General features: G+C 34.5%; 17 protein-coding genes and 1 pseudogene. 15 read left to right on the top strand and 3 right to left on the bottom strand.

All coding sequences use genetic code 11. The features are described from left to right. The first annotated feature begins 14 nt into the window (after positions 1-14). The 9 genes and pseudogenes from FP433_RS06330 (at position 15) to FP433_RS06290 (ending at position 12,600) form a co-directional block, all read left to right on the top strand. Positions 15-2,246, top strand: coding sequence for a DEAD/DEAH box helicase (locus FP433_RS06330; RefSeq protein ID WP_265484010.1), 2,232 nt, complete (start codon positions 15-17; stop codon positions 2,244-2,246). A 91-nt stretch (positions 2,247-2,337) separates the two neighbouring features. After that, positions 2,338-4,550 (top strand): annotated as a pseudogene (pcrA, locus tag FP433_RS06325) (DNA helicase PcrA). 48 nt (positions 4,551-4,598) lie between these two features. Continuing rightward, positions 4,599-6,620, top strand: coding sequence for an NAD-dependent DNA ligase LigA (ligA, locus tag FP433_RS06320; protein ID WP_265484013.1), 2,022 nt, complete (start codon positions 4,599-4,601; stop codon positions 6,618-6,620). Between the two features lie 15 nt (positions 6,621-6,635). Further along, positions 6,636-7,772, top strand: a complete 1,137-nt coding sequence (locus FP433_RS06315; RefSeq protein ID WP_265484014.1) for a CamS family sex pheromone protein — start codon at positions 6,636-6,638, stop codon at positions 7,770-7,772. A 10-nt stretch (positions 7,773-7,782) separates the two neighbouring features. Beyond that, on the top strand, positions 7,783-8,085 hold the full coding sequence (gene gatC, locus FP433_RS06310) for an Asp-tRNA(Asn)/Glu-tRNA(Gln) amidotransferase subunit GatC (protein WP_265484015.1): 303 nt from the start codon (positions 7,783-7,785) through the stop codon (positions 8,083-8,085). After that, the gene (gene gatA / locus FP433_RS06305; RefSeq protein WP_265484016.1) at positions 8,085-9,524 is read left to right on the top strand and encodes an Asp-tRNA(Asn)/Glu-tRNA(Gln) amidotransferase subunit GatA; all 1,440 of its coding nucleotides are present in this window, start codon (positions 8,085-8,087) and stop codon (positions 9,522-9,524) included. Before gatC ends, gatA begins: the two co-directional genes overlap by 1 nt. 3 nt (positions 9,525-9,527) lie before the next feature. Next, positions 9,528-10,958, top strand: coding sequence for an Asp-tRNA(Asn)/Glu-tRNA(Gln) amidotransferase subunit GatB (gene gatB / locus FP433_RS06300; protein WP_265484017.1), 1,431 nt, complete (start codon positions 9,528-9,530; stop codon positions 10,956-10,958). 24 nt (positions 10,959-10,982) lie between these two features. Further along, complete coding sequence (locus FP433_RS06295; RefSeq protein ID WP_265484018.1) at positions 10,983-11,885, top strand: diacylglycerol kinase; 903 nt, start codon at positions 10,983-10,985, stop codon at positions 11,883-11,885. 46 nt (positions 11,886-11,931) lie between these two features. Next, positions 11,932-12,600, top strand: coding sequence for a TMEM175 family protein (locus tag FP433_RS06290; RefSeq protein ID WP_265486607.1), 669 nt, complete (start codon positions 11,932-11,934; stop codon positions 12,598-12,600). Positions 12,601-12,624: 24 nt separating this feature from the next. On the opposite strand, the gene FP433_RS06285 is transcribed toward FP433_RS06290, so the two are convergent. Together FP433_RS06285 and nhaC are read right to left on the bottom strand one after the other, a co-directional pair. Next, a complete protein-coding gene (locus tag FP433_RS06285) occupies positions 12,625-13,338 on the bottom strand; it encodes a Bax inhibitor-1 family protein (RefSeq protein WP_265484020.1) in 714 nt (237 codons plus the stop codon). An 88-nt stretch (positions 13,339-13,426) separates the two neighbouring features. Beyond that, positions 13,427-14,797 carry a Na+/H+ antiporter NhaC gene (nhaC, locus tag FP433_RS06280; RefSeq protein ID WP_265484021.1) on the bottom strand — a complete coding sequence of 457 codons (1,371 nt, stop codon included), beginning with the start codon at positions 14,795-14,797 and terminating at the stop codon, positions 13,427-13,429. Positions 14,798-15,170: 373 nt separating this feature from the next. On the opposite strand from nhaC, the gene rlmD reads away from it, so the two are divergent. The 4 genes from rlmD (at position 15,171) to FP433_RS06260 (ending at position 19,317) form a co-directional block, all read left to right on the top strand. After that, positions 15,171-16,517, top strand: a complete 1,347-nt coding sequence (rlmD, locus tag FP433_RS06275; protein ID WP_265484022.1) for a 23S rRNA (uracil(1939)-C(5))-methyltransferase RlmD — start codon at positions 15,171-15,173, stop codon at positions 16,515-16,517. A gap of 42 nt (positions 16,518-16,559) precedes the next feature. Further along, positions 16,560-17,234, top strand: coding sequence for a Fic family protein (locus tag FP433_RS06270; RefSeq protein WP_265484023.1), 675 nt, complete (start codon positions 16,560-16,562; stop codon positions 17,232-17,234). A 519-nt stretch (positions 17,235-17,753) separates the two neighbouring features. Continuing rightward, positions 17,754-18,854, top strand: coding sequence for a lactate oxidase (locus tag FP433_RS06265; RefSeq protein WP_265484025.1), 1,101 nt, complete (start codon positions 17,754-17,756; stop codon positions 18,852-18,854). A gap of 31 nt (positions 18,855-18,885) precedes the next feature. After that, positions 18,886-19,317, top strand: coding sequence for an Rrf2 family transcriptional regulator (locus FP433_RS06260; RefSeq protein ID WP_265484026.1), 432 nt, complete (start codon positions 18,886-18,888; stop codon positions 19,315-19,317). Positions 19,318-19,631: 314 nt separating this feature from the next. Here the strand turns inward: FP433_RS06260 and FP433_RS06255 are convergent, their stop codons facing one another. Continuing rightward, entirely contained in the window at positions 19,632-20,471 is an 840-nt protein-coding gene (locus FP433_RS06255) for an alpha/beta fold hydrolase (protein WP_265484027.1), read from the bottom strand. Between the two features lie 176 nt (positions 20,472-20,647). On the opposite strand from FP433_RS06255, the gene msrB reads away from it, so the two are divergent. Next, positions 20,648-21,073, top strand: coding sequence for a peptide-methionine (R)-S-oxide reductase MsrB (gene msrB, locus FP433_RS06250; protein ID WP_265484028.1), 426 nt, complete (start codon positions 20,648-20,650; stop codon positions 21,071-21,073). 489 nt (positions 21,074-21,562) lie between these two features. Then, positions 21,563-24,262, top strand: coding sequence for a pectate lyase-like adhesive domain-containing protein (locus FP433_RS06245; RefSeq protein WP_265484029.1), 2,700 nt, complete (start codon positions 21,563-21,565; stop codon positions 24,260-24,262). Positions 24,263-24,267 lie beyond the last annotated feature (5 nt).

The following is a 24,267-nucleotide window of genomic DNA, read 5'->3' as shown; positions in this document are numbered from 1 at the left end:
GAAAAGAGGTTTAAATGGACGTTTTTAGTCATTATGCACCTTTTATTCAAGATTATATTTACCGCCAGGGTTGGCAAACATTACGACCAATTCAAGTGGCAGCAGCGCAAGAAATTTTTCAAACTAATCATAATGTATTGTTAGCTGCTTCAACTGCTTCAGGAAAAACTGAAGCAGCTTTTTTTCCAATTTTATCTGATATTGTTCAAGATAAAGTAGATTCTGTTCAAGTTCTTTATATTGCTCCATTAAAGGCTTTAATTAATGACCAATATGATCGTTTAACTGAGTTATGTAATGATACTCAGATTAAAGTCTGGCGCTGGCATGGAGATGTTGCCCAAAGCCAAAAACGAAAGTTACTGAAAAAGCCTTCTGGAATTTTACAAATTACGCCAGAGTCGCTTGAAAGTTTTATGATTAATAAGCATATGGAAGTGCCACACCTTTTTCATGGCTTAAAATATATTGTAATTGATGAATTACATTCTTTTTTACGTAGTGATCGTGGTGGGCAAACCTTCAGTTTAATTGAACGGCTAGCAAGGTTAGCAGATGTGCAGCCTAGAAGAGTAGGTTTATCTGCAACAATTGGGGATTTAAAGACTGCCAGTAAATTCTTAGGAGCAGGCAGTCCCTATGAAACTGGAGCTCCTAAGGTAGCAAACGATCGGCAAGTTTGGCGCTTGTCAATGGAGCATTTTTATAAAACAGATCCTCAGGCTGCAACTGAAGGATTTGACCCAGAGACATTTGTGGAAGCAAAAACTGACCAAGCTCCTGCTCAAGCTGATCCAGGTGTTGGTTATATTTTTGAGCATACGCGTGGGAAAAAGTCTCTTGTGTTTACGAATAGTCGTGAGGAATGTGAAGCAGTTTGTCAGGAATTGCGAGGATATTGTAAGTATAATCACGAGCCAGATCGCTTTTTAATTCACCATGGTAATCTTTCACCAGCATTAAGGCAGACCGCTGAAGATGCAATGAAGGATGAAGATTCATATATGACAACTTGTGCTACTGCAACCTTGGAATTAGGAATTGATGTGGGGAAGTTGCAGTCAGCTTATCAAATTGATGCCCCTTATACTGTTTCGGGATTTTTACAAAGAATGGGGAGAACTGGTCGACGAGGAACACCACCAGAAATGCATTTTGTGATGAGAGAAGAACATCCCGAATCAAGAGCAATGTTACCTGATTTGATACCTTGGTCTCTTTTACAAGGAATTGCTTTAGTACAACTTTATATTGAAGAAAAATGGGTGGAGCCTCCAGCTCCTAACCGCTTGCCTTATAGTTTGCTTTATCACCAAACAATGAGTACCTTAGCTGCAGGAGGGGAAATGTCACCAGCAGAACTTGCTTCAAGAGTTTTAAGTTTGTCTTATTTTAGAAATGTAAGTCAGGAAGATTATAAAATTTTGCTTCGTCACTTATTAAAAATTAACCATATTGAACAAACTGAAAATGGTGGCCTTATTGTAGGAATTAGTGGTGAGAGAATAACTAATAATTTCAAGTTCTATGCGGTTTTTCAAGAAAATGAAGAATTTAGTGTGCATGCTGGTAGTGAAGAATTGGGAACCATTGTTAAGCCACCTCCTGTAGGAGACAAAATTGCTATTGCAGGAAAAGTTTGGGTAGTTGAAGATATTGACCGCAAGCGTCATCAAGTTTATGTTCATGGTGTTGAAGGTAGAATTTCTGCTTATTTTGGTGATGTAGCTGGTGATATGCAATCTAAAATTTTACAAAGAATGCGTCAAGTTTTAACCGAAAAAAAGATGTATCCTTATTTGATGAAAAATGCGCGTGCACGTTTAACTCAAATGCGTGATACTGTAGCGGTAGCAGGAATGCCAGATAAGCCTTTAATTAATTTAGGAGGTAAAATGTGGGCATTTTTCCCTTGGACAGGTTCTTATAGCTTTTTGGCTTTAGAGCGTTTAATTAGAATAAAGTGTGGAAAAAAGTTAAATATTCGAGGATTTAACTCTTCAAGACCGTATTTCATGGAATTTTCAATGGATGCAAATGAAGAAGAATTCTTTGAAGTTCTAGAGCAAGAAGCTAATAAAGAATTTGATCCTTTAGAGCTACTTTTTCCAAATGAAGTACCTGTATTTGATAAATATGATGAATTTTTGCCAGATGAACTGGTAAAAAAAGAATTTGCTTATAGTATTTTAGATGTAAAAGAAATGAGAAATTGTGTAAATCAAATACTTGAAAAGAAGATCTAATCAATTTAGTATTCTAGAATTTCTAGAATACTTTTTTTGTTATAATTAGAGACGTCTTATTAATGAGTAAATACAATAGGGAGGAATTAAAATGAGTGCAGAGGCAATTCTTAATGGATTAAATCCTCAACAAAAGAAAGCAGTCGAAACTACTGAAGGACCACTTTTGGTAGTTGCAGGAGCAGGGAGTGGAAAAACATCTGTTTTAACACGTCGGGTTGCTTATTTAATTGAGGAAAATCAAGTTGCTCCTTGGAGTATTTTAGCAATTACTTTTACTAATAAAGCTGCTAGCGAGATGAAGAGTCGTATCCAAGATCTTTTAGGACCTGTGGCTGAAAGTGTTTGGATTTCAACTTTTCACTCTTTAGGAGTTAGAATTTTACGTCGAGATGCCGACAAGATTGGCTATACTAAAAATTTCACTATTGCTGATAGTGGTGAACAAAAAACTTTAATTAAACGAATATTAAAAGAACTTAATTACGATAGTAAGCAATATGATCCTCGCGCAATTTTAGGGCTAATTTCTAAAGCTAAAAATATGTTATTAGAGCCTGCTGATTATGAAGAGCAAGTATCAAGTCCTTTTGAAAAAGTAGCAGCTAAGGTTTATAAAAATTATCAAGCAGAATTAAAGCGTGGCGGAATAATGGATTTTGATGATTTAATTATGCAAACCTTAAAACTGCTGAAGAGTAATAAAGATGTCTTACATTTTTATCAAAACAAGTTTCGCTATATCTTAGTTGATGAATACCAGGATACTAACCAAGCACAGTATGAATTATGTCAGCTTTTAGCTGCTCAATATAAAAATATTTGTGTTGTGGGGGATGCTGACCAATCGATCTATGGCTGGCGTGGCGCAAATATGGAAAATATTTTGAATTTTGAAAAAGATTATCAAGATGCAGAAGTTAATACCATAATGCTAGAGCAAAATTATCGTTCAACTGGGCATATTTTGTCAGCAGCTAATTCGGTTATTAAAAATAATGTAAATCGCAAAGTGAAAAATTTGTGGACTGAAAAGGGTGAAGGAGAAAAGGTTAATTATTATCGAGCATCAAATGGTAATGATGAAGCCTATTTCATTATTTCTAAAATCAAAGAAGAAGTGAAAAAGGGGCGTAATTATAAAGATTTTGCGGTACTTTATCGTACTAATGCCCAATCACGTAATCTTGAAGAAGTATTAGTTAAGTCAAATATTCCTTATAAGATTGTTGGGGGACATAAGTTCTACGATCGAAAAGAAATTAAAGATATTTTGGCTTATTTAAAAATTGTGGCCAATACTAGTGATTCAATGAGCTTAAATAGAATTATTAATACGCCAAAAAGAGGAATTGGGCCTACAACGATGGCTAAATTTAATAGTTTTGCTAGTGAAAATAATTTTGGAATGTTAGAAGCTTTTAATAACTTGGCTTTGGCACCAATTACAGGTAGTGCAGCTACAAAATTAAATAAATTTGGTAATAGTTTTAGAAATATCGTTAAGTATGCTTTAGATCATAATGTCACAGAATTAACTGAAAAGATTTTGGATGAATTTGGTTACTTAGAGGCACTAAAAGCAGATAAGAGTCTAGAAGCAGAGGCTAGAATTGAAAATATTCAGGAATTTTTAGGAGTTACTAAAAGATTTGATGATAATTATGAACCTGAAGATGAAAATGCAAACAGCTTGGAAGACTTTTTAGCAGAGGTTTCTTTGTTAAGTGATCAAGATGATCTAGAAGATGAAGGAAACGAAGTAACGTTAATGACTTTGCATGCTGCTAAAGGATTGGAATTTCCAGTAGTATTTTTAGTGGGGATGGAAGAAGGTATTTTTCCAACTTCACGTGCTCTTAATGATGAAGCTGAACTGGAAGAAGAACGACGACTAGCCTATGTTGGCATTACTCGTGCACGTCAAGAGTTATACTTAACTAATGCAATGTCACGTTTACTTTATGGTAGAATCCAAGCAAATCCTGCTTCCCGTTTTATTGAAGAAATTGATGGAAAAGATCTTAAGGTAGAGCAATCAGAAAAAGCCATTATTGATATTTCTTCTCGTCATAAGAAAGTTACTGTTCCTAAAGTGAAACCAATCGCTAAAAAGCTGCTGGCGCTGTTGGAGCAGATAAAAAAGCTTGGAATATTGGTGATCAAGTCCAACATAAAGCTTGGGGTGTTGGTGTAGTAACAAAAGTGACAGGTAGTGGAGAAGATATGGAATTAGATATTGCGTTTGCTGATCAGGGAATAAAACGCCTTTTAGCTGCCTTTGCTCCTATTAAAAAGATATAATAAGAAGTAAGAAAAGAATTTTATTATATTTTAGATAGAAGGCAAAAAATGGTACGTTCAACTTTACAGGAAACTTCCAAACAGGAAGCGCAAGAAAAAGCAGAGAAATTACGTAAACAGTTAAATGAATGGGCAGATGATTACTATTCAAAGGACGCCCCTGTTGTTGAAGACTCAGTTTATGATAAAGCTTATAATGAACTAGAAAAATTAGAGCAACAGTACCCTGAACTTGTAACTAAAGATTCAATTACCCAGCGAGTGGGCGGACAGTTAAAGAATGAGTTAACTAAAGTTAATCATGCGGTTCCAATGCTTTCAATGGGGGATGTTTTTTCAAAAGAAGAATTGCGTGAATTTGATCAAAGAATTCAAAAGCAGGTTGGTCACCAAGTAGCTTATAATGTTGAATTAAAAATTGATGGCTTATCAGTCTCATTGGAATATGAAAATGGTAAATTAAAACGTGCTTCGACTCGTGGTAACGGTCAAGTGGGTGAAGATGTAACAGAAAATGTACGCTATATTGCTGATGTGCCCCAAACAGTGCCTAACTCTTTTACTGGGGAAGTTCGTGGTGAAGTATATATGGGTAAAGAAGCCTTTGCTAAATTAAATGAGCAAAGGGATAAAGAGGGGATGCAAATTTTTGCTAATCCTAGAAATGCAGCAGCTGGTTCATTGCGTCAATTAGATCCAACAATTACTAAAAAAAGAGAATTAAGTACTTTTATTTATACTTGGATTAATCCTCCAAAGGAAATTACCAGTCAACATCAAGCAATTGATGAAATGACAAAAATGGGTTTCCATACTAATGAAAATGGTGTTCGTTTAGAATCGATGGATGAAGTCTTTAAGTTTATTGATGAATTTACTGCTAAGCGAAATACATTAAGCTATGGAATTGACGGTATTGTCTTAAAGGTCGATGATTTACACTTACAAGAAGAATTAGGTGCTACAGTAAAAGTGCCACGTTGGGAAATTGCTTATAAGTTTCCACCTGAAGAACAAGAAACAGTAGTTCGTGACATTCAATGGACAGTAGGACGAACTGGAGTAGTTACCCCTACAGCAATTATGGATCCCGTTCAGTTAGCAGGTACAACTGTTTCAAGAGCCAGCTTGCATAATCCAACGCTTTTAAAAGCCAAAGATGTTCGAATTGGTGATACAGTTAAACTTCATAAAGCTGGAGATATTATTCCTGAGATTTCTGAAGTGGTATTATCTAAGCGCCCAAAGGATAGCAAGCCTTATGAAATACCAACAACTTGTCCATCTTGCGGCGCAGAGCTAGTGCATGTAAATGGTGAAGTTGCTTTACGTTGTATTAATCCAATGTGCCCAGCTCAAGTTGAAGAAAAGATTATTCACTTTGCTTCTCGTGGAGCCATGAATATTGTGGGCTTAGGGCCTAAAATTATTAAGCAATTACTGGAAAAGAAGCTGGTAAAAGATGTAGCAGATTTATATCATTTAACTGCAGAAGATTTAGGGCAATTAGATCATTTTGGTGAAAAATCAATTACTAATTTATTAAACGCAATTGCAGAAAGTAAAAATAACTCAGTAGAATTTTTACTCTATGGTTTAGGAATTGATCATGTAGGAGCTAAAGCAGCTCGTTTAATTAGTGAAAAATATAAAGACTTAGAAAAGATTAGTAAATTAACCGTGTCAGAATTGACTACAATCGATACAATAGGAGAGACGATTGCTGATTCAATGGTTACGTATTTTAACCAACCTCTTTCCCAAAAATTAATCCAAGAGCTTAAAGCCAGTGGATTAAATATGAAATACTTGGGTAAGACAGAAGCAGATATCCCTGATAACTTCTTCAAAGATAAGAAGGTAGTTTTAACTGGAAAATTAGAACACTTTGGACGCAGTGAATTCACAAGTAAATTAGAAGAATTAGGTGCTCAAGTTACAAGCTCAGTTTCTAAAAAGACTGACTACCTAATTTATGGTGCAGAAGCAGGTTCCAAGAAAGAAAAAGCTGAAAAATTAGGAATTCCGATGCTTACTGAACAAGAAGCAATGGCCAAAATTAATGAATAAGAGGTTTTAAGGTAAGTGAAAAAGTTATTAAGTTTCTTAGTAGTTTTAGGAACTGCTGTAAGTTTAAGTGCTTGTGGTAGTTTAAAAGATACTGATTTAGCTAATAATTCTACTAATACAACGGTAAAAAAGAAGGGTTACCAAACAACCAGTGCTTCTAGCAATGGTTACAGTGTTTTGTTAAAAAATGGAGAGTATGTAACTAGTCCAATTGAAGGCTTAACTGAAAATAGCAGTGATAATAGTGTTGATGGACGTGCGTTGGAAGCTGGTTTGATGGCTATTTCACAGGGTACTTTTTCACCAGCAAAGTATGTCTTTCAAGAAGGTCAAGAAATTTCTTCAGCTACAGCAACAGATTGGCTAGCACGTAAATCAAAAAATAATCCTGAAGGTTTGAACTTAAAATCAACTGGAACTAAGAATTATACCCCAATTATTTTGGATCAAATTTTGGAACAAGATTACTTAGTCAAATCAGGTACTAGTTATAAAGTTAGTGGAATTAGTTTAGGATTAGCTTTAAACTCAGTTGATTATTACAATAAAGTCAAAAACGGGGCCGAATATAGTAAAAATATTTCTCGTGCCCAGCAAGAAAAACTTGGTAAAAATGCAGCTAATGAAATTGTAGCGAGATTACGAAAGCGTAAAGCTTTAAAAAATGTTACATTAATAGTTGGATTATTTAGTAAAACTGACAAGGATTCTTTAGTTGGTGGTAACTATTTTACATATGGAATTGCAAATGCAAATAGTAGTAAAATAGATAAGTGGAAAACCGTCAATAACCAAAGTCAAGTACTACCAGTTGTTGGAAATGAGAAAGCAATTAATTCTAACGATGCAACTGCCTTTAGTGACTTCAAGACAGCGATTGAAGGATATTTCCCTAATATTAGTGGAGTAACTGCGACAGTTAAGTATCAAGATGGTAAGTTAAAGCAGATGAATATTAATGTGACAACCCAATTTTTTGGTTATGCTCAAATCGAAAGCTTTTCACGGTTAGTTTTATCATCGGCTAAAAAGTACTTACCAAAAGATGCCCCAATTGAAATAAAAATTGGGTCTGTAAATGAAACACAAGCATTAATTGCTAAGAATTCAGCAGATGATAGTTATTATACACATATCTTTGGCGGTGAATAGGAGGTATATCGTGAAGATTACGAAAGAAACGATCACGCACGTAGCGACTTTGTCACGACTTGAGTTTAGTGATCAAGAGTTAGATACATTTACTAAGCAAATGGATGAAATTATCAATATGGCTGATCAACTTGCTGAAGTTGATACCAGTGATGTTCCTGAAACAGTTCAAGTAGTTGATCGAGACACTGTATTTAGAGAAGATAAACCTGAACATTGGCAAAGTAAGGAAGAGTTAATGGAAAATGTTCCTGAAAAAGTTGATGGATTTATCAAGGTACCAGTAATTATTGATAAAGATGAGGATGCCTAATGAATTATTTAAATGAAAATATTGAATCATTACATAAAAAATTAGTAGATGGTGAACTTAGCGCAAACCAATTAACTGAAGATACTTTAAAGACAATTAAGGACTTAGAACCAAAGCTTAACGCAATGATTACAGTAGTTGATGATGCTAAGCCTGCAGAAGATTTAGATCTTTCTAATGAATTAGCTGGGATCCCAATTGCCATTAAAGATAATATCATTACCAATGGAATTAAGACTACTGCAGCAAGTCACATGCTTTATAATTTTATGCCAATGTATGATGCTACAGTTATTTCCAAGCTTAAAAAAGCTCAAATGACAATTGTTGGTAAAGCAAACATGGATGAGTTTGCCATGGGATCTTCTAGTGAAAATTCATACTATGGTGCGCCAAAGAATCCTTGGGATTTAACCCGAGTAACTGGTGGATCTTCAGGTGGATCTGCAGCAGCTGTTGCTAGTGGTGAAGTAGTAGCAGCTCTTGGTTCTGATACTGGTGGTTCTGTACGCCAACCTGCTGCTTTTACTGGTATTTTTGGTATTAAGCCAACTTATGGACGTGTTTCACGTTGGGGATTGATTGCTTTTGCATCTTCATTAGATCAAATTGGTGTAATGACTAAACGAGTTGCTGATTCAGCTAAAATTTTAAATGTAATTGCTGGTGGCGATGAACATGATTCAACTGTTTCACAACGTCCAGTTCCTGATTTTACCAAGGCCCTTGGTAAGGATGTTAAGGGACTTCGTGTAGCAGTTCCTGAAGAATACTTTGGTGAAGGTGTCGAAAAAGAAGTTAAAGATTTAATAAATGAACAAATCAAACTTTTGGAAGACAACGGTGCCATTATTAATAAGGTAAGCTTACCTCACACTAAATACGTTGTTCCTGATTACTATATTATTGCTTCTAGTGAAGCTTCATCTAACTTACAAAGATACGATGGAATTCGTTACGGCTACCGTGCTAAAGATACTAAAAACTTACTTGACGTTTATATTAAATCAAGAAGTGAAGGATTTGGTAATGAGGTAAAACGTCGTATCATGCTTGGATCTTTCGCATTATCAGCAGGTTCATATGATCGTTTCTTTAGACAAGCTGCCAAAGTTAGAACTTTAATTTGTCGTGACTTTGAAAAAATCTTTGAAGAAAATGATGTAATTGTTGGACCAACTACACCTACTACTGCCTTTAAGATTGGTAGTTCAATCAAAGATCCACTTAAGATGTATGCAAATGATATTTTAACTATTTCTGCTAACATGGCTGGAATTCCTGCAGCTAGTGTTCCAGCAGGCTTAGTTGATGGAATGCCTGTTGGTTTCCAAATTATGGCTAAGCGCTTTGATGAAGAAAGTATTTTCCAAGTTGCTGACTTTATTGAACGCAAGAATAAATTCTATGAAAAGAAACCAGCTGGATTGGAGGATTAATTAATGAATTTTAAATCGACTATCGGGCTTGAAGTTCACTTCGAGTTAAAAACAAAGAGTAAGATTTTCTCTCCATCACCTGTTAGTTACGGAGCACCTGCTAACACTGAAACAAATGTAATTGACTGGGCAATGCCTGGTGTATTACCAATGGTAAATAAAGATGTTTATCGTTTGGGAATTATGGTGGCTTTAGCAACCCATTCACACGTTTTACCAACTACTCATTTTGATCGTAAAAACTACTTTTACCCAGATAATCCTAAGGCATACCAAATTACACAATTTTTCCAACCATTAGCCCGTGATGGTTACATTGAAATTGAAGTTCATGGAAAAAAGAAACGTATTGGTATTCATGAAATGCACATTGAAGAAGATGCTGGTAAAAACACTCACGGTGCTAACGGTTACTCCTACGTTGACTTAAACCGTCAAGGTGTTCCTCTTCTTGAAGTTGTGTCTGAACCTGATATGGAAGATCCAGAAGAAGCTTATGCTTACTTAACTAAATTACGCCAAATCGTTCAATTTACTGGTGCTTCTGATGTTAAGATGGAAGAAGGATCAATGCGTGTAGATACTAATATTTCTATTCGCCCAGCTGGTCAAAAAGAACTTGGTACTAAAGTCGAAATGAAGAACTTGAACTCATTTGATCACGTAAGACGTTCACTTGCTTATGAAGAACAACGTCAACAACAAGTTTTACTTTCAGGTGGTCGTATTCAAGTTTCAACTCGTCGTTTTGATGAAAATACTGGTAAGACAGTTCTAGAACGTGTTAAGGAAGGTGCAGCAGATTACCGCTACTTCCCAGAACCAGATATTGCTCCAGATCATATTAGTCAAGAATGGATCGATGAAATTGCAGAAAGCCTGCCAGAATCTCCATTTGAACGTCGTAAGCGTTACGTCAATGAATACGGAATTAAAGAATACGATGCAGATGTTATTTTACAGACTAAAGAATCTAGTGATTTCTATGATGAAACTGTAAAAGCTGGAGCAGATGCTACTTTAGCAGCAAACTGGTTGAATACTCAAATTAATGGTTATTTGAATGAAAACCAAGTTGAAATTAGTGAAATCAAGTTAACACCAGCTAATTTAGCTCAAATCATTAAGATGATTAAAGATGGTACTATTTCATCTAAAATTGCTAAGAAAGTCTTCCAAGAAAGTATTGAAAATGGTACTGATCCTAAGAAATATGTTGAAGATAATGGTATGGTCCAACTTTCTGATCTTTCTGTTCTAGAACCAATGGTTAAAAAGATTGTTGATAATAATCCTCAATCTGTGGAAGACTTCAAGAATGGTAAGGATCGTGCAATTGGTTTCTTAGTTGGCCAAATTATGAAAGAAACTCGTGGAAAGGCAAATCCTAAGGTAGTTAACCAATTATTAAACAAGGAATTACAAAGTCGTTAATGTAAATAAGAAAGGTGATAGGTAATGACAAAGAGAGCACGATTAATTTATAATCCTGTTTCAGGCCATGAACAAATGCTTCAAAATGTGGCGGGAATTTTAAATATATTAGAGCAAGCCGGTTTTGAGGCAAGTGCCTATCAGACAACCCCAGAACCATTATCAGCTCAAAAGGAAGCTACTAGATGTAGTTTGGATGGGTTTGATTTAATTGTAGGTGCTGGTGGGGATGGTACCATTAACGAAGTTGTAAATGGAATTGCACCCTTAGAAAAAAGACCTAAAGTTGCTGTAATTCCTGCTGGAACAACTAATGACTATGCCCGAGCATTAAATATTCCGCGAGATAATTTAATTGATGCAGCTAAGGTTGTTTTAAAAGGTAAGACTCAAAAAATGGATATTGGAAAAGCAGCTGACAAATATTTTATGAATATTGCTGCTAGCGGATCGTTAACCGATTTAACGTATGCTGTGCCATCACAATTGAAATCTGTTTTGGGATATAGTGCCTACCTAATTAAAGGAATGGAAATGTTCCCTCATATTAAGAATCGTAAGATGCGCCTAACATATGACGATGGAGTATATGAAGGTGATATGTCAATGTTCTTATTAGGGATGACGAATTCAATGGGTGGTTTAGAACAAATTATGCCTGATGCCCAATTATCAGATGGTCTATTTCAGCTAATTGTGGTAAAAACTGCTAATCCAATGGAAGTTTTACGTTTACTAGGAATGGCTTTAAAGGGTACTCATGTAAATGATCCTAAAATTATTTACACTAAGACGCGTTCTCTAAAAGTAGAACCTCTTGATGAAGAAAAAGAGCCAATTCCAATTAATCTGGATGGAGAATTAGGTGGATATCTGCCAATTGAATTCCAGAATTTACAACAACATATTGAGTTTTACATTGGATAATTAAAATGCACTGCAATTGCAGTGCATTTTTAGATGGAGAAAAATAATGCCAAAAAGTGGAAAGTTTAAAATTACCCCAGAAGAAAAAGAAAAGCTATTAAATGCAAAAAGTAAAATTACAGAAGATAAATCCCAAGCACCTAAAAGGTTAAAAGAACATCTTCAAGCGCTTAATGATGCAGTACTAGCAATTGTAATGACAATTATTGTGCTAGAAATTCAGCCACCATTGCATGTAAATGAATATGGTAACTTCTTAAAAGATATAGGAGTGTTTTTGATTACCTTCTTTATTTTGGGTGAATTTTGGTATAGTTTGCACAAAATGTTTGACTATTTAGGGTTTAAACCAGATAAGCTAACAGTAATCTTTGATTTAGGATTGCTAGCTGATTTATCAATTTTGCCTGCAATGACCAAATGGATTATGGCTACTCCTTCTACCTTTGCGGTAATTAATTTTGGGGTCGTTTTTCTGATAGCTCAAATTTTTAGTATTTTAGTTAGATTTTTTGGTACAAAACCATTGTTAGAATCTTCAATTATGGAAAAAATGAATTATCGTCATGCTTTGGTGCGCTTAGAGATTACAGCAATTATGAGTATAATTTTAATTGCAGTGGCTTGGTGGTACCCAAGTTTGGCAATGGTCCTTTATTTATCGATCCCAATAGTTTCATTCTTTTTTCCGAAAAGAAATAAAAAAATACGCTGAAAAATCAGCGTATTTTTTATTAGATTAGCGATTATCGCTTCCCATACCAAAAATTTCAAGGAAAAACATAAAGATGTTGATGAAATCAAGGTATAATTGTAAGGCTCCCAAAACGGCTAATCCAAGTGAGCTAGTTTGATCAGCATACTGAGCATAAACTTTCTTAATTTGTTGAGCATCAGAAGCTGTTAAAGCCACAAAAATGATAACTCCAATATAAGCAAAAATGTAAGTAATCATTGGATTTTTAAGGAACATATTAATTATTGTAGCCACAATAAAACCAATCAAAGCAGCTGTAGCATAGGAACCGATATTAGATAAGTCCCGCTTAGTTACTGTTCCATAGATTGCCATTGTAATGAAAACAGCTGCTGCAGAAACAAAGGCAGATGTTACTGTACCAGTAGTATATACACTACAAATAACAGCAAATGTTAAGCCGTAAGCTACTGCAACAACCATTAGCAAAATAAAACTAGCAACTGGATTACGTGTAGCTCTAAAACTGATAAACAGCGAAAGAACAAATGGTAGAAGAATAATGATCCAACTTGAGGCCTGATTACTGAATAAGTGAATTAAACTTGCTCTAAAAACTGTTGTTGATAAAAATGATGTTAAAGCTGAAACTAAAACTGCAACTGCCATAATGATATAAGTTTTAGTTAAAAAGCTGTTTACTGCTGAAACGTCTTGAATAGGGCGACGTTCAGGTGTATTTGAAAAATTATCCATTAACTTTTCTCTCTTTCTAAAATTTAATTTTATAATTAAATAATAAAACAATGATAACTAAAAGTCATCATTGTCTCAAGTAGTTAGATTATTTTTCTTTTTTCCACTTTAAACCAATTCCAGTTATTCCTGAAAGAATTGAAAAGACAGGTGAGAGTAAACTAAAGAAGGTAAATGGTATAAAGGCTAAAACTGGAACCCCTAAAGTAGAAGCCGCAAATGAACCAGCAACTCCCCAAGGAATTAAGTAGTTAATTACACTTCCTCCATCTTCTAACACTCTGCTGAGAGCAAGTGGAGAAAGTTTAATTTTATCGTAGGCTGGCTTAAAGGCACGTCCTGGTAAAATTACTGACAAGTATTGCTCACCAACAAATAAGTTGATACAAATTCCAGATAAAATTGTAATTGTAATAAGTTTTCCGGGAGTTTTTAACTTAGCTACTAGTGGTTCCATGGCACTTTGAACAACTTCAAATTTCATGAGTAAACCACCTAGTGATAAGGTAGCGATAATTAAAGCAACAGTTGCCATCATACTAGAAATTCCACCACGAGATAAAAGAGAGTTAACAGTTGAATCACTAGTTTTAGCGACAAAACCATTCATAATTAAATCAGTTAGAGATTTAGCAGTTTCATGAGGTGATTGAATAAAGATCATGATTACAGTAACAGCAATGTTTAAAAATAAAGTGGGAATTGCTGGAATTTTGCGCCAGGCACAAAAGATCATCAATAAAATTGGAATAATTGCCCACCAGCTGATAGTAAAGTTTTGTTGTAAAACTTGGACGGTATGATTAATTTTAGTGGCGTGCATTTGACCACCATTACCCAAAATCCAAAATAAGATTAATGAAACAAAAAATGCTGGAATTGTTGACCACATCATATTTTTAATATGAGCAAAGAGTTCACTTTCTGCTACAGCTGAAGATAAATTAGTTGAATCTGAAAGAGGAGACATTTTATCTCCAAAAACTGCTCCAGAGATAATTGCACCAGCCATTAAAGCTGGGTTAATATTCATACTTACTCCAATTCCAAATAGTGCAATTCCTACTGTAGAAATTGTGGTAAAGCCACTTCCAATTGCTGTTCCAATCACTGAACAAACAATGAAAACGGAAGGAACAAAAAATTGTCCATTGATTGATTTAAATCCTAATACCATGATTGAGGGAATAATGCCACCTTTAATCCAGAGCCCAATTAAAGCTCCAATCAAAATAAAGATAAAAATTGGAATAATTGCAACACCAATCCCTTCCTTGATGCCGTCTTGGATTTCTTCCCAACTGGCTCCTCGAAGTTTAGCCCAGAACACTAGTAATAATACTGTGAACAGCACAGGTACTTCGGGAGAAAGACCTAAACTAATAACTGAAGTTCCTAAAATGGCAAGCAAGATTACTAAAATTGTAACTGCTTCACCAAATCCTACTTTAATTTTCATATTAAATTCTCCTAATAAAAAAGTCCCGTTGAAATTAATCAACGGGACGAACTTACATCGTGGTACCACCCAAATTTACAAGTAAAACTTGTGTCTCATCGCAGGTGATAGCGGCACTGCTTAGGGCCGGTTAGAAAACGCGGTGTAATTCGAAAATCTTCGCCTGACTGGTTCGCACATCACCACCAGCTCTCTGACGCTTAACGAAGTTTCTACTAGGTCGCTTTAGTTGTTAATTATGATAGCAAGATTAAAATTAACTGTCAATAATGAATTGAAAAATTTCGCAAATTCATCTAACGATAAAAAATGGTAAGATGTAGGTAAAAGTTCCAACGAAAAATAATTTCTTATAGAAAAGAGATGGCCTATTATGCAAAAAAATCAAATTGTAGATTTAGAAATAACTGACTTATCTTATGAAGCAATGGGAGTGGCTCATTTAGATGGATTAACTATTTTTGTGACTAATGCGCTACCGGGAGAAATTGTTAGTGCAAAATTGTTAAAAGTAAAAAAGAATTTTGCTTTTGCTAAAATTGAAAAGATTAAAAAAGAAAGTCCTGACCGTATCAATGTAAAATTACGCCAGTGGGTACAAACTGGGCTGGCTTCTCTAGCACATTTAAAATATGATAAGCAACTTGAATTTAAGCGTCAACAGGTTGTAAATTTACTACAAAAAGCACACTTAGATAATATTGAAGTAGGGAAAACTTTACCAAGTCCAGAAGAAATTGGGTACCGCAATAAAGGACAAGTGCCAGTAAGAAATGTGAAAGGACAATTAGAGATTGGTTTTTTCCGTCGTCATTCTCACGATTTGATGCCACTGACCAATTTTTTTACAACCGATCCCGAAATTGATCGCACGCTTTTAGCTGTACGTGATATTTTACGTAAAAATAATGTTCCTGCTTATGATGAGAAAAATCATCAGGGAGAGGTGCGCTATCTTGATGTTAGACGTTCTAAAGCTACTGGTGAGATTATGGTTATTTTAGTCACACTTCATAAAGATTTTCCACAATTGGCTAAAGTGACTAAAGAAATTAGTGAGATTGATGGCGTAACTAGTGTTGTCTTGAATCATAATCCGCAAAAGACTAATGTAATCTTGGGAAAGAAGGATTACTTGCTTTGGGGTAATGATTACATTATGGATAAAATTGGGGATGTAAAATTTAAAATATCTCCGCAAAGTTTCTTCCAAATCAATTCATTACAAACACCACGACTTTATAATTTAGCCATTGAAGCAGCCGAGTTGAAACCGGATGATGTAGTAATTGATGCTTATTCTGGTATTGGTACTATTGGCTTGTCTGTAGCCAAGCATGTTAAAGAAGTACGCGGAATGGAAGTTGTTAAGCCAGCAGTTGAAGATGCAAATAATAATGCTACTTTGAATGGAATTGAAAATGCTCATTATGTTGTGGGAAAAGCAGAAGAAATTATGCCTAAGTGGGCAGCAGATGGTCTAAAGACTGATGTGATTTTTGTGGATCCACCCCGTAAAGGTTTGACGCCAGAATTTATTGAGGCCGCTGTTAAAACTGGTCCTAAAAAGATTGTTTATATTTCATGTAATCCAGCTACGATGGTGCGTGATTTACAATTATTTAAAGAAAAAGGATATAGTTTTAACAGAATTGATCCGGTTGATATGTTTCCACAAACTCCTCATGTTGAAGCAGTGAGTGTGTTAGAGAAGAAGTAAATTTAGAAGACTATTTTGTGAGTTTAGAAAGGAAAGATAAAGTTGAAATATCCCGATCTGTATCATCTCACGATAGATCAAAATAAAAGACTTGCTAAACAAAATATTACCCGATTAGTCTATACTAATTCTAGATTTGAAGGATTAACTACCACGCTTCCTCAAACACAAACTATTATTGATGGCATGGGAGTGAGGGGAGTTTCTACTGATGATATTGAAACTATTCTTCAATTAAAAAGAGGCTGGGAATTTGTAATCAATACTAGTGAACTTCCTTCAGTAGAATTAGAAGAAAAAATTAATAAAATTGTAGCTTTACATGATGCGCTAGTACCAGGTGAAATTAGAACTGGGAATAGTATGGTGGCTCTTACAAATGATGAGACCTTTATTCCTACCATTCCTAATGTTGAACAAGAAAAGAATTATTTAATTAGTATTTTGCATTCAAATAATATGAGTACAACTGATAAGGCGATGACAGTTATGTACCACGATATGCGTGCAAAGATATTTTGGGATGGAAATAAAAGAACTGCAACAATTTTTGCCAATAAAATTATGATTGATGGTGGAGCTGGATTAATAAATATTCCCCTTGATAAATGGGAAGAGTGGAATGATTTGTTAAGTGATTTTTATCAGACTAATGAAATGGATCAATTAAAAGAGTGGACCTATAAGAATGCGATTCAAGGGGTGGTTTTGAAATAATAGATTTTGAAGAGACCATATAGTAGATGAAGTGCCTCACAATCGTTAAATCTATGGCTAATAATTATGAGGCACTTCAGAGATATGTGTTCTTTTTTATGAAGATAACAGCTACCCAGATAAATGGTAAAATATGAAGAACTTTTAAATAGTTTTTAACGCTCCAGCCCATTTCCCAAAGAGAAATAATTGGCCCAATTATGTTTACGGAGATAAAAGAAACAATAAGCATAAATATTGCCTTTTCTTTCCAGTTACGAGGTAGTTTCATGTAAAATTCCATATTTACTCCTTTAATAAAAACAAAAAAGCTCAACAAACTATAATGTTTGCTGAACCGTTATACGCAAATATTTTAATACTTAAATAGTGTATCATTTAGTGATAAAGAAAATAAATAGAAATTTTAAGCAAAAAATGCAATATTTAATATTGCATTTTTATTTTTGAGTGTTATACTAATTATCGAAAAGAGAAATGCAATAAAAAATATTGCAATTATTTAAAGGAGGAATTCCTATGTCAATTACAAATGGATACTATCAATCAGATAATGAACGCAAAATTAATATTCTTAATCTCCCTTCATTAGAAAAAGAAGCACAAGAAATTATTCCAGAAGGTGGTTTTGGTTACATCACTAGTGGTGCTGAAAATGAATGGACTTTAAATGAAAATACACGTGCATTCAATGATGTAAAAATTATGCCAAGAGTACTTTCTAATGTTGAAAATCCATCTACTGAAACTGAAGTATTTGGTATTAAGATGAGTATGCCAATTATGATGTCACCAGCAGCAGCTCAAGGTTTGGCCCATACTCGTGGTGAAATGGCAACTGCTGAAGGGATGGCTAAGGCAGGCACCATTATGGCACAAAGTACTTACGGAAATACAACAATTGCTGATACTGCAGCTGCTGGAAAAGGTGCACCACAATTTTTCCAATTATATATGAGCAAAGATTGGGATGTAAATAAAGCCTTACTTGATGAAGCAGTAAAAGCAGGAGTCAAAGCAATTATTGTAACAGTTGATGCAACTGTTGGTGGATATCGAGAAGCTGACATTAGAACAGGTTTCCAATTCCCACTTCCAATGGCAAACTTAGAAAAATATGCTAAGGATTCTGGAACTGGTAAAGGAATTGGTGAAATTTATGCAGCTGGTGCACAAAAAATTGGTCCAGAAGATATTAAAAAGATTGTAGAATATGTAAATCTTCCAGTTATTGTCAAAGGAATTCAAGATCCAGATGATGCTGATGCAGCAATTGCCGCAGGTGCTCAAGGTGTTTGGGTTTCTAACCATGGTGGCCGTCAACTTGATGGTGGTCCAGCTTCATTCAGCGTCTTGGAAGAAGTTTCAAAACGTGTAAATAAACGAGTACCAGTATTCTTTGATAGTGGAATTCGTCGCGGATCTCATGTCTTTAAAGCTTTAGCAAGTGGTGCAGATGTAGTTGCGTTGGCTCGTCCAGTAATTTATGGGTTAGCTCTTGGTGGTGCCCAAGGTGTCCAAAGTGTAATGGAACACTTAAATAATGAATTCAAAACAGTAATGCAATTAGCAGGAACAAAAGATGTTGAAGCTGTAAAGAATGCTAAACTAATTAAGTAGGAATATTTAATTTTTTAGTAAAGGATAAAAAATGGCAAATACTCGCTTAAGTGATTTATTGCAAATTTTAGTTTATCTCAAAGTACATGATGGAGAAAAAATAACTAGCCAAAGGTTAGCTAGCAGTTTGAATACTAATCCAAGTTTGGTAAGAAGTATGTTAGTGCAGTTACGAAGTGCAGGTTTATTAGAATCGGTTAAAGGCAAACCACACCTAGTAAAGGATTTAAATAAAGTTACTGTATTTGATGTTTATCAGGCAATTGAACCTCAGAAAAATTTGCTACAAGTTGATAATAATACTTCACAAGTTTGTAGTGTTGGTGTAGCATTTCCGGAAGTTTTAGATAAGCATTATCAAGAGGTGCAGAAACTTGCTAACGAAAAAATGAAACAAGTTACTCTTCAACAACTTGTTAATGAAACTAAAGAAAATATTGATCTCCATCAAAAAATCCATTAATTAATAAATACCCCAAGATTCATTTCTCGAATTTTGGGGTATTTTTGTGTCGAAGATAATTTGAATTGAAAATGAGGAAATTTTCTCACAAGTGTTGGAAGAATTGGTGCAGTCATTTCACTCAGCTTATCAAGCTTAGAACTGTCGAAACTATCTGTTTTGAAAGTGGTAACAATAAATTTCAGTATTACTTTTTATTGACCATAAGTATCTTAAGTTACTTTTTAGGTAAAATGAGACAGTATAAATGAAAAGCACCCCTTTGGTGAAATTACGCTTCAGGGATGCTTTTTAGCTTGCTAAATAATATAAAATTAATTTTCTAAAAATTTGTCAATTTCTTTGACAGAACTATTTGGATATTGGAAGATTGAACCATGTCCTGCATGTGGGTAAATAACCAGTTTGCTATCTTTTATTTTGTAGTGCATTTCATAACTGTTGGCAGTAGGGACCATGGTGTCATCATTACCATTAATAATTAAGGTAGGGAGGTGAATGTATTGTAAGGAATCTTCCTTGTCTTTTCCCCACTTCTTGATAGCTTTTAATTGACGCAAAAATGAAGAAACTTTCATCTTATCATCAGTATTTTCTTTAGTGCGACTGTTCATGCGATTAAGAACTTCGGTAGCTTCTTTTTTACCAGCTTGATCATGGGTGTAGAATATATAGCGCTTAGGGTCAATATGATGAAGTTGCCCCTTAGCCATATCTTTGAAGGTGACTTGGGTAACTTGATCAATTCCAATTCCGCCTTTAGGACCAGTTCCAACGAGAATAAGTTTGTTAACAAGATTTGGATCTTGACGAATTACATCTTGAGCAATGAATCCACCCATTGATAGTCCAAGCAGATTAATCTTATCGTAGCCTAAAGTAATAATGAAACTAATTGCTTCTTGAGCCATTTGGCTAATAGTGGTTGGAACTTTGCCACCACTGGCTCCAACACCATTTAAATCAACCACAATTACGTGATTTTGGCGTGCTAATTCATTGATAAAAGCTGGATCCCATTGATCCATGGTTGCACCTAGATGATTAAGCAATAGTAATGGCAAAGCTGAAGTATTAGCTCCAAGTTCACGATAAGCAATTCTAACATTGTTTACTAGAACAAATTCATTTTGTGTATGTAAGTAATCAGGCATAATAAAGTGTCCTTCCTATAGTTAACTTAATTTAAATGTATCAATAATAAATACAACATTCAATAATTTTGCTCGGGTAGTTCATCAGGTTGTTAAAGAAGATTAATTACTTGGAAATTGAAGAAAATCTAGGTACAATGAAACACACTAAATACTAAAAAGGAAGGAAGATAAAAATGGAGAATAAAGAAGATCTAAAAAAGCGTTTAACTCCAGAACAATATGCAGTTACACAGGAAGCAGCTACAGAAGCACCATTTACAGGAAAATATGATGATTTTTACCAACCAGGAATTTATGTAGATGTGGTTAGCGGAGAACCCTTATTTTCATCCCAAGATAAATATGATGCTGGTTGTGGTTGGCCAGCCTTTACAAAACCAATTGCTAAACTGACCGAGAAAAGAGACCAATCTTTTGGAATGGAAAGAACAGAAGTAAGAAGTAAGCAAGCAAATTCTCACTTAGGGCATGTTTTCACCGATGGACCGATAGACCGTGGTGGATTACGTTATTGTATAAATTCTGCTGCTTTACGCTTTATTCCAGTTGATCAATTAGATCAAGAAGGTTATGGAGAATATAAAAAATTATTTGAATAATTAAAAAACAAATTAATGAAAATATAAAAGTCGCTCACGTTGAGCGGCTTTTTGTGTGTACGTATAATATAAAAAATAGTTTATGTAAATAATATACTATTTACTTTTTGAGTGAAAATAGTAAATTTTATAAAAATAGTTATATACTTTTAAAATTAATTTCGTAAATGGTTGCTTGAAAGTCGTGAAAATGATTATTTTAATTTTTTAGAAAGAGGAATTTTTTTATTTTTTAATAACAAAAAATGTTATATAAAAAAACTATCCTTACGATGAAGTTTAATAGATATTTTTTAATAAAAAATCAAAAAAATAATTAATATAAATTAGAAAAAATGTTATTTTTCTAATTGGAAGAATTCTTCAAAAGTTAGAGGTATCAAGGGCTGAGCGTTATTGTATTTTTAAGAAAAATTATTGACAGTGAAAAATTGAATGCTATATTTATAACGTAATCAAACAAATTAAATAACGCGAGGATAGTAAGAGATGAATAAAAGAAAAAATCAAAAATTAAAATTTGGTGAAGTAACTCAACGTTTAGGCTTAAGAAAAGTATCAGTTGGTTTGTGCTCAGTAATTTTGGGAACAAGTATTTTAGTATTTGGTAACCATTCTAAAGCTCAAGCTGCAACTGTAGATAATGCCGCTCAAACTACTTTACAAACTACCAATACTCAACAAAAAGCTGATGATGCTGTGCAAGCAACTAGTCTTGATACAAATAAAGCTGAAACTGTTGCTAATACAGCTACAGTAGCAGATAAGACAGCTACCACAAGTACTGCTCAAACTAATGATGCAACTCAATCAGCAAGTCAAGATCAAGAACAAGCTAAAATTGTTCCTACTGTCCAAGCAAACATTCCAACTAACTTCAAGAATTCGGTTCAAGTAAGTGATTGGGATCAATTTTCTAATGCCTTTAAGGACAGTAGTGTTGATCAAATTGTGTTAAATAATGACATTAATGTTGGTGGACGTCGTGAAAAAGCATTTACTCAAAAGGGAATTGCTAGAACTGTTGAAATTACCAGTAAAGATGCAGATAAGCCAGTAAACTTTAACTTTGGTGAGCACTTTATCAGTACTTGGGATAATAACCAAAAGAATACCAACCAAAACTGGAATATCATCTTTAAAGATGTAAATATCACCAGTACTGACAAAGTATTTACTCCAATTTTTACTAATAACAACAGTGTTAACTATTCAAAGAAAAATACTATTACTTACTCAAATGTAAATTACACTGGTCACCAATTCTCTAGATCAGATGCTTCTAACATTGTTTTAGATGGTAATGTAAATATTAATTCTGTTTTGGAAAGTGGCGATTATTCAGTAATTACTGCTTACAGCATGAAAGTAACTGATGGCTCTAATGTAGTAATGAATGTTAAAGAAGATCCTAAGTTTTCTAACAATACTACGCAATATCTTTGGGGTAACTCAGCAGTTCACACTTACTACAATGATAGTAATGATGCCGTAGTAATTGGTTCTGGTGCTACTTTTAAATTTAATCCTGATCAAGCAACTACTAACACTAAAGGATTTACATTTAGTGATAAGGCAAACATGATTATTGCAGATAATGCTCATGTAGATATGAATATGGGTGATGGTAACTCAACTGCAATTTTGGCTGCACGTCAATTAACTGTTAAAAACGGAGCTGTTTTGAATATTACTACCAAACAAGATAATAATGGCTCACATGCATGGGGTTCTAACAATAACGGAAACCACGTTGCTCCAATTAGCTTGGGTAACTTAAAAGATAGCCACGGTAACACAGGTTTTGATATTGAAAAGAATGCCACTGTAAGAATTGTTCGTAGTCAAAGTGGTCGTCCAGCAGTTAGTCCATTAATTTCATTTGGTAGTACCGGTGAAAATCCATACAACAATTACACTTTAAATGTTGCTGATGGTGCTACTTTAGATTTACAAGATGCTGGACAATCTAATTGGCATGAATATGGTGACAAGTTAGCCTCATACTTAGGAAATTCAGCAGAATTACCTCTCAATGGTTTGATTGCAATGTACGGAATTAGATCTGTAGATAACTTAAACTTTGGAAATGTTAAGTATGTTAACTTACAAAGAACTGGTTACCAACACGGAGTTTTGATCCGTCTTGAAGGTGGTCATAACATCTCAGGCTCAAATGCAGTTAATATTAATGGTAACGATATCCCATTGATGCAATGGCAAGCTGGTAATCATTCTGATAAGAGTGATTATAGCTGGAATGTAGACAGTCTTTTCACTGAAAACAAGATGGGAAATTACGCTTACAATTACAACGGTAAGGGTCAAAAGACTGGAAATAATCCAAGTAAGCAGCAATACAGTACTGATTTGAAATTTGATCAAACTTCAGGATTTGTTTCATTTACTGATCGTAAGAATGTAGAACAACATGCAGACTTTAACAATAACTTTAACTGGTGGAAGGCTCAACGAATTGCCTTTGGTTCTCAATTAGCACCTGATTCTTCTAAGTATTTAGCAAGTGCTAAGGGCGAAGTAGTAACTCACGTTGGTGCTAATGAACAAAGTCCTTCTTTAGCTGCTAAAAATGTTGCCTTAACTTGGAAAGATACCGATGGTAAAGCAATTGTAGCTCCAGAAAATTATACAGTGACTTGGAAAAAACTTCCTGATACTACAAAGATTACTGAAGAAAACAGTGAGTTAGTAATTACTTTTAAAGATAAGTCTAATGAAACTGTAAAGGTACCTGTAGTAGTTAAAGGTGCAACTGCTATTAATGGTAATAAGGTTTACCAAGGTGAACCTGCTCCTAACGCTAGATTAGCCGTTAATACCAAAGATGTTGACAACTTTGGTATTAAAGCTATGACGTGGGATCAAACTCCAAAAACTGATGTTGCTGGTGCTGAAATCCCAGGCGTAGTAAAGGTGGATTATGCTGATGGAACTCACCAATTAGTAAATGTAACCATTGATGTAATTGGTGTAGAAAAGGGTATTGACCACAAAGACGATAAAATCTTATACAAAGTAATTCGAGTAGCAACTCAGGTTTCTGGAACTGGTAGTCAAGGTGATGTAACCACTGAGACTACTTATACTAGAAACAGATTAACTGATTATGCCTATCCAGTGGGTAATCCTAAACGTGTAACTTACACTAAGTGGACTAAGGAAAATTAAGGAAT

The organism is Lactobacillus sp. PV012 (assembly GCF_014522325.1).
Classification (GTDB): Bacteria; Bacillota; Bacilli; order Lactobacillales; family Lactobacillaceae; genus Lactobacillus.
This window is presented reverse-complemented; position numbering and strand designations above follow the sequence as displayed.

Bases quoted from the DNA above. Each gene is read 5' to 3' on its own strand.
- FP433_RS06330 (WP_265484010.1), top strand. From the start codon at position 15: ATGGACGTTTTTAGTCATTATGCACCTTTTATTCAAGATTATATTTAC.
- ligA (WP_265484013.1), top strand. From the start codon at position 4,599: ATGGTACGTTCAACTTTACAGGAAACTTCCAAACAGGAAGCGCAAGAA.
- gatA (WP_265484016.1), top strand. From the start codon at position 8,085: ATGAATTATTTAAATGAAAATATTGAATCATTACATAAAAAATTAGTA.
- gatB (WP_265484017.1), top strand. From the start codon at position 9,528: ATGAATTTTAAATCGACTATCGGGCTTGAAGTTCACTTCGAGTTAAAA.
- FP433_RS06295 (WP_265484018.1), top strand. From the start codon at position 10,983: ATGACAAAGAGAGCACGATTAATTTATAATCCTGTTTCAGGCCATGAA.
- FP433_RS06290 (WP_265486607.1), top strand. From the start codon at position 11,932: ATGCCAAAAAGTGGAAAGTTTAAAATTACCCCAGAAGAAAAAGAAAAG.
- FP433_RS06285 (WP_265484020.1), bottom strand. From the start codon at position 13,338: ATGGATAATTTTTCAAATACACCTGAACGTCGCCCTATTCAAGACGTT.
- nhaC (WP_265484021.1), bottom strand. From the start codon at position 14,797: ATGAAAATTAAAGTAGGATTTGGTGAAGCAGTTACAATTTTAGTAATC.
- rlmD (WP_265484022.1), top strand. From the start codon at position 15,171: ATGCAAAAAAATCAAATTGTAGATTTAGAAATAACTGACTTATCTTAT.
- FP433_RS06265 (WP_265484025.1), top strand. From the start codon at position 17,754: ATGTCAATTACAAATGGATACTATCAATCAGATAATGAACGCAAAATT.
- FP433_RS06260 (WP_265484026.1), top strand. From the start codon at position 18,886: ATGGCAAATACTCGCTTAAGTGATTTATTGCAAATTTTAGTTTATCTC.
- FP433_RS06255 (WP_265484027.1), bottom strand. From the start codon at position 20,471: ATGCCTGATTACTTACATACACAAAATGAATTTGTTCTAGTAAACAAT.
- msrB (WP_265484028.1), top strand. From the start codon at position 20,648: ATGGAGAATAAAGAAGATCTAAAAAAGCGTTTAACTCCAGAACAATAT.
- FP433_RS06245 (WP_265484029.1), top strand. From the start codon at position 21,563: ATGAATAAAAGAAAAAATCAAAAATTAAAATTTGGTGAAGTAACTCAA.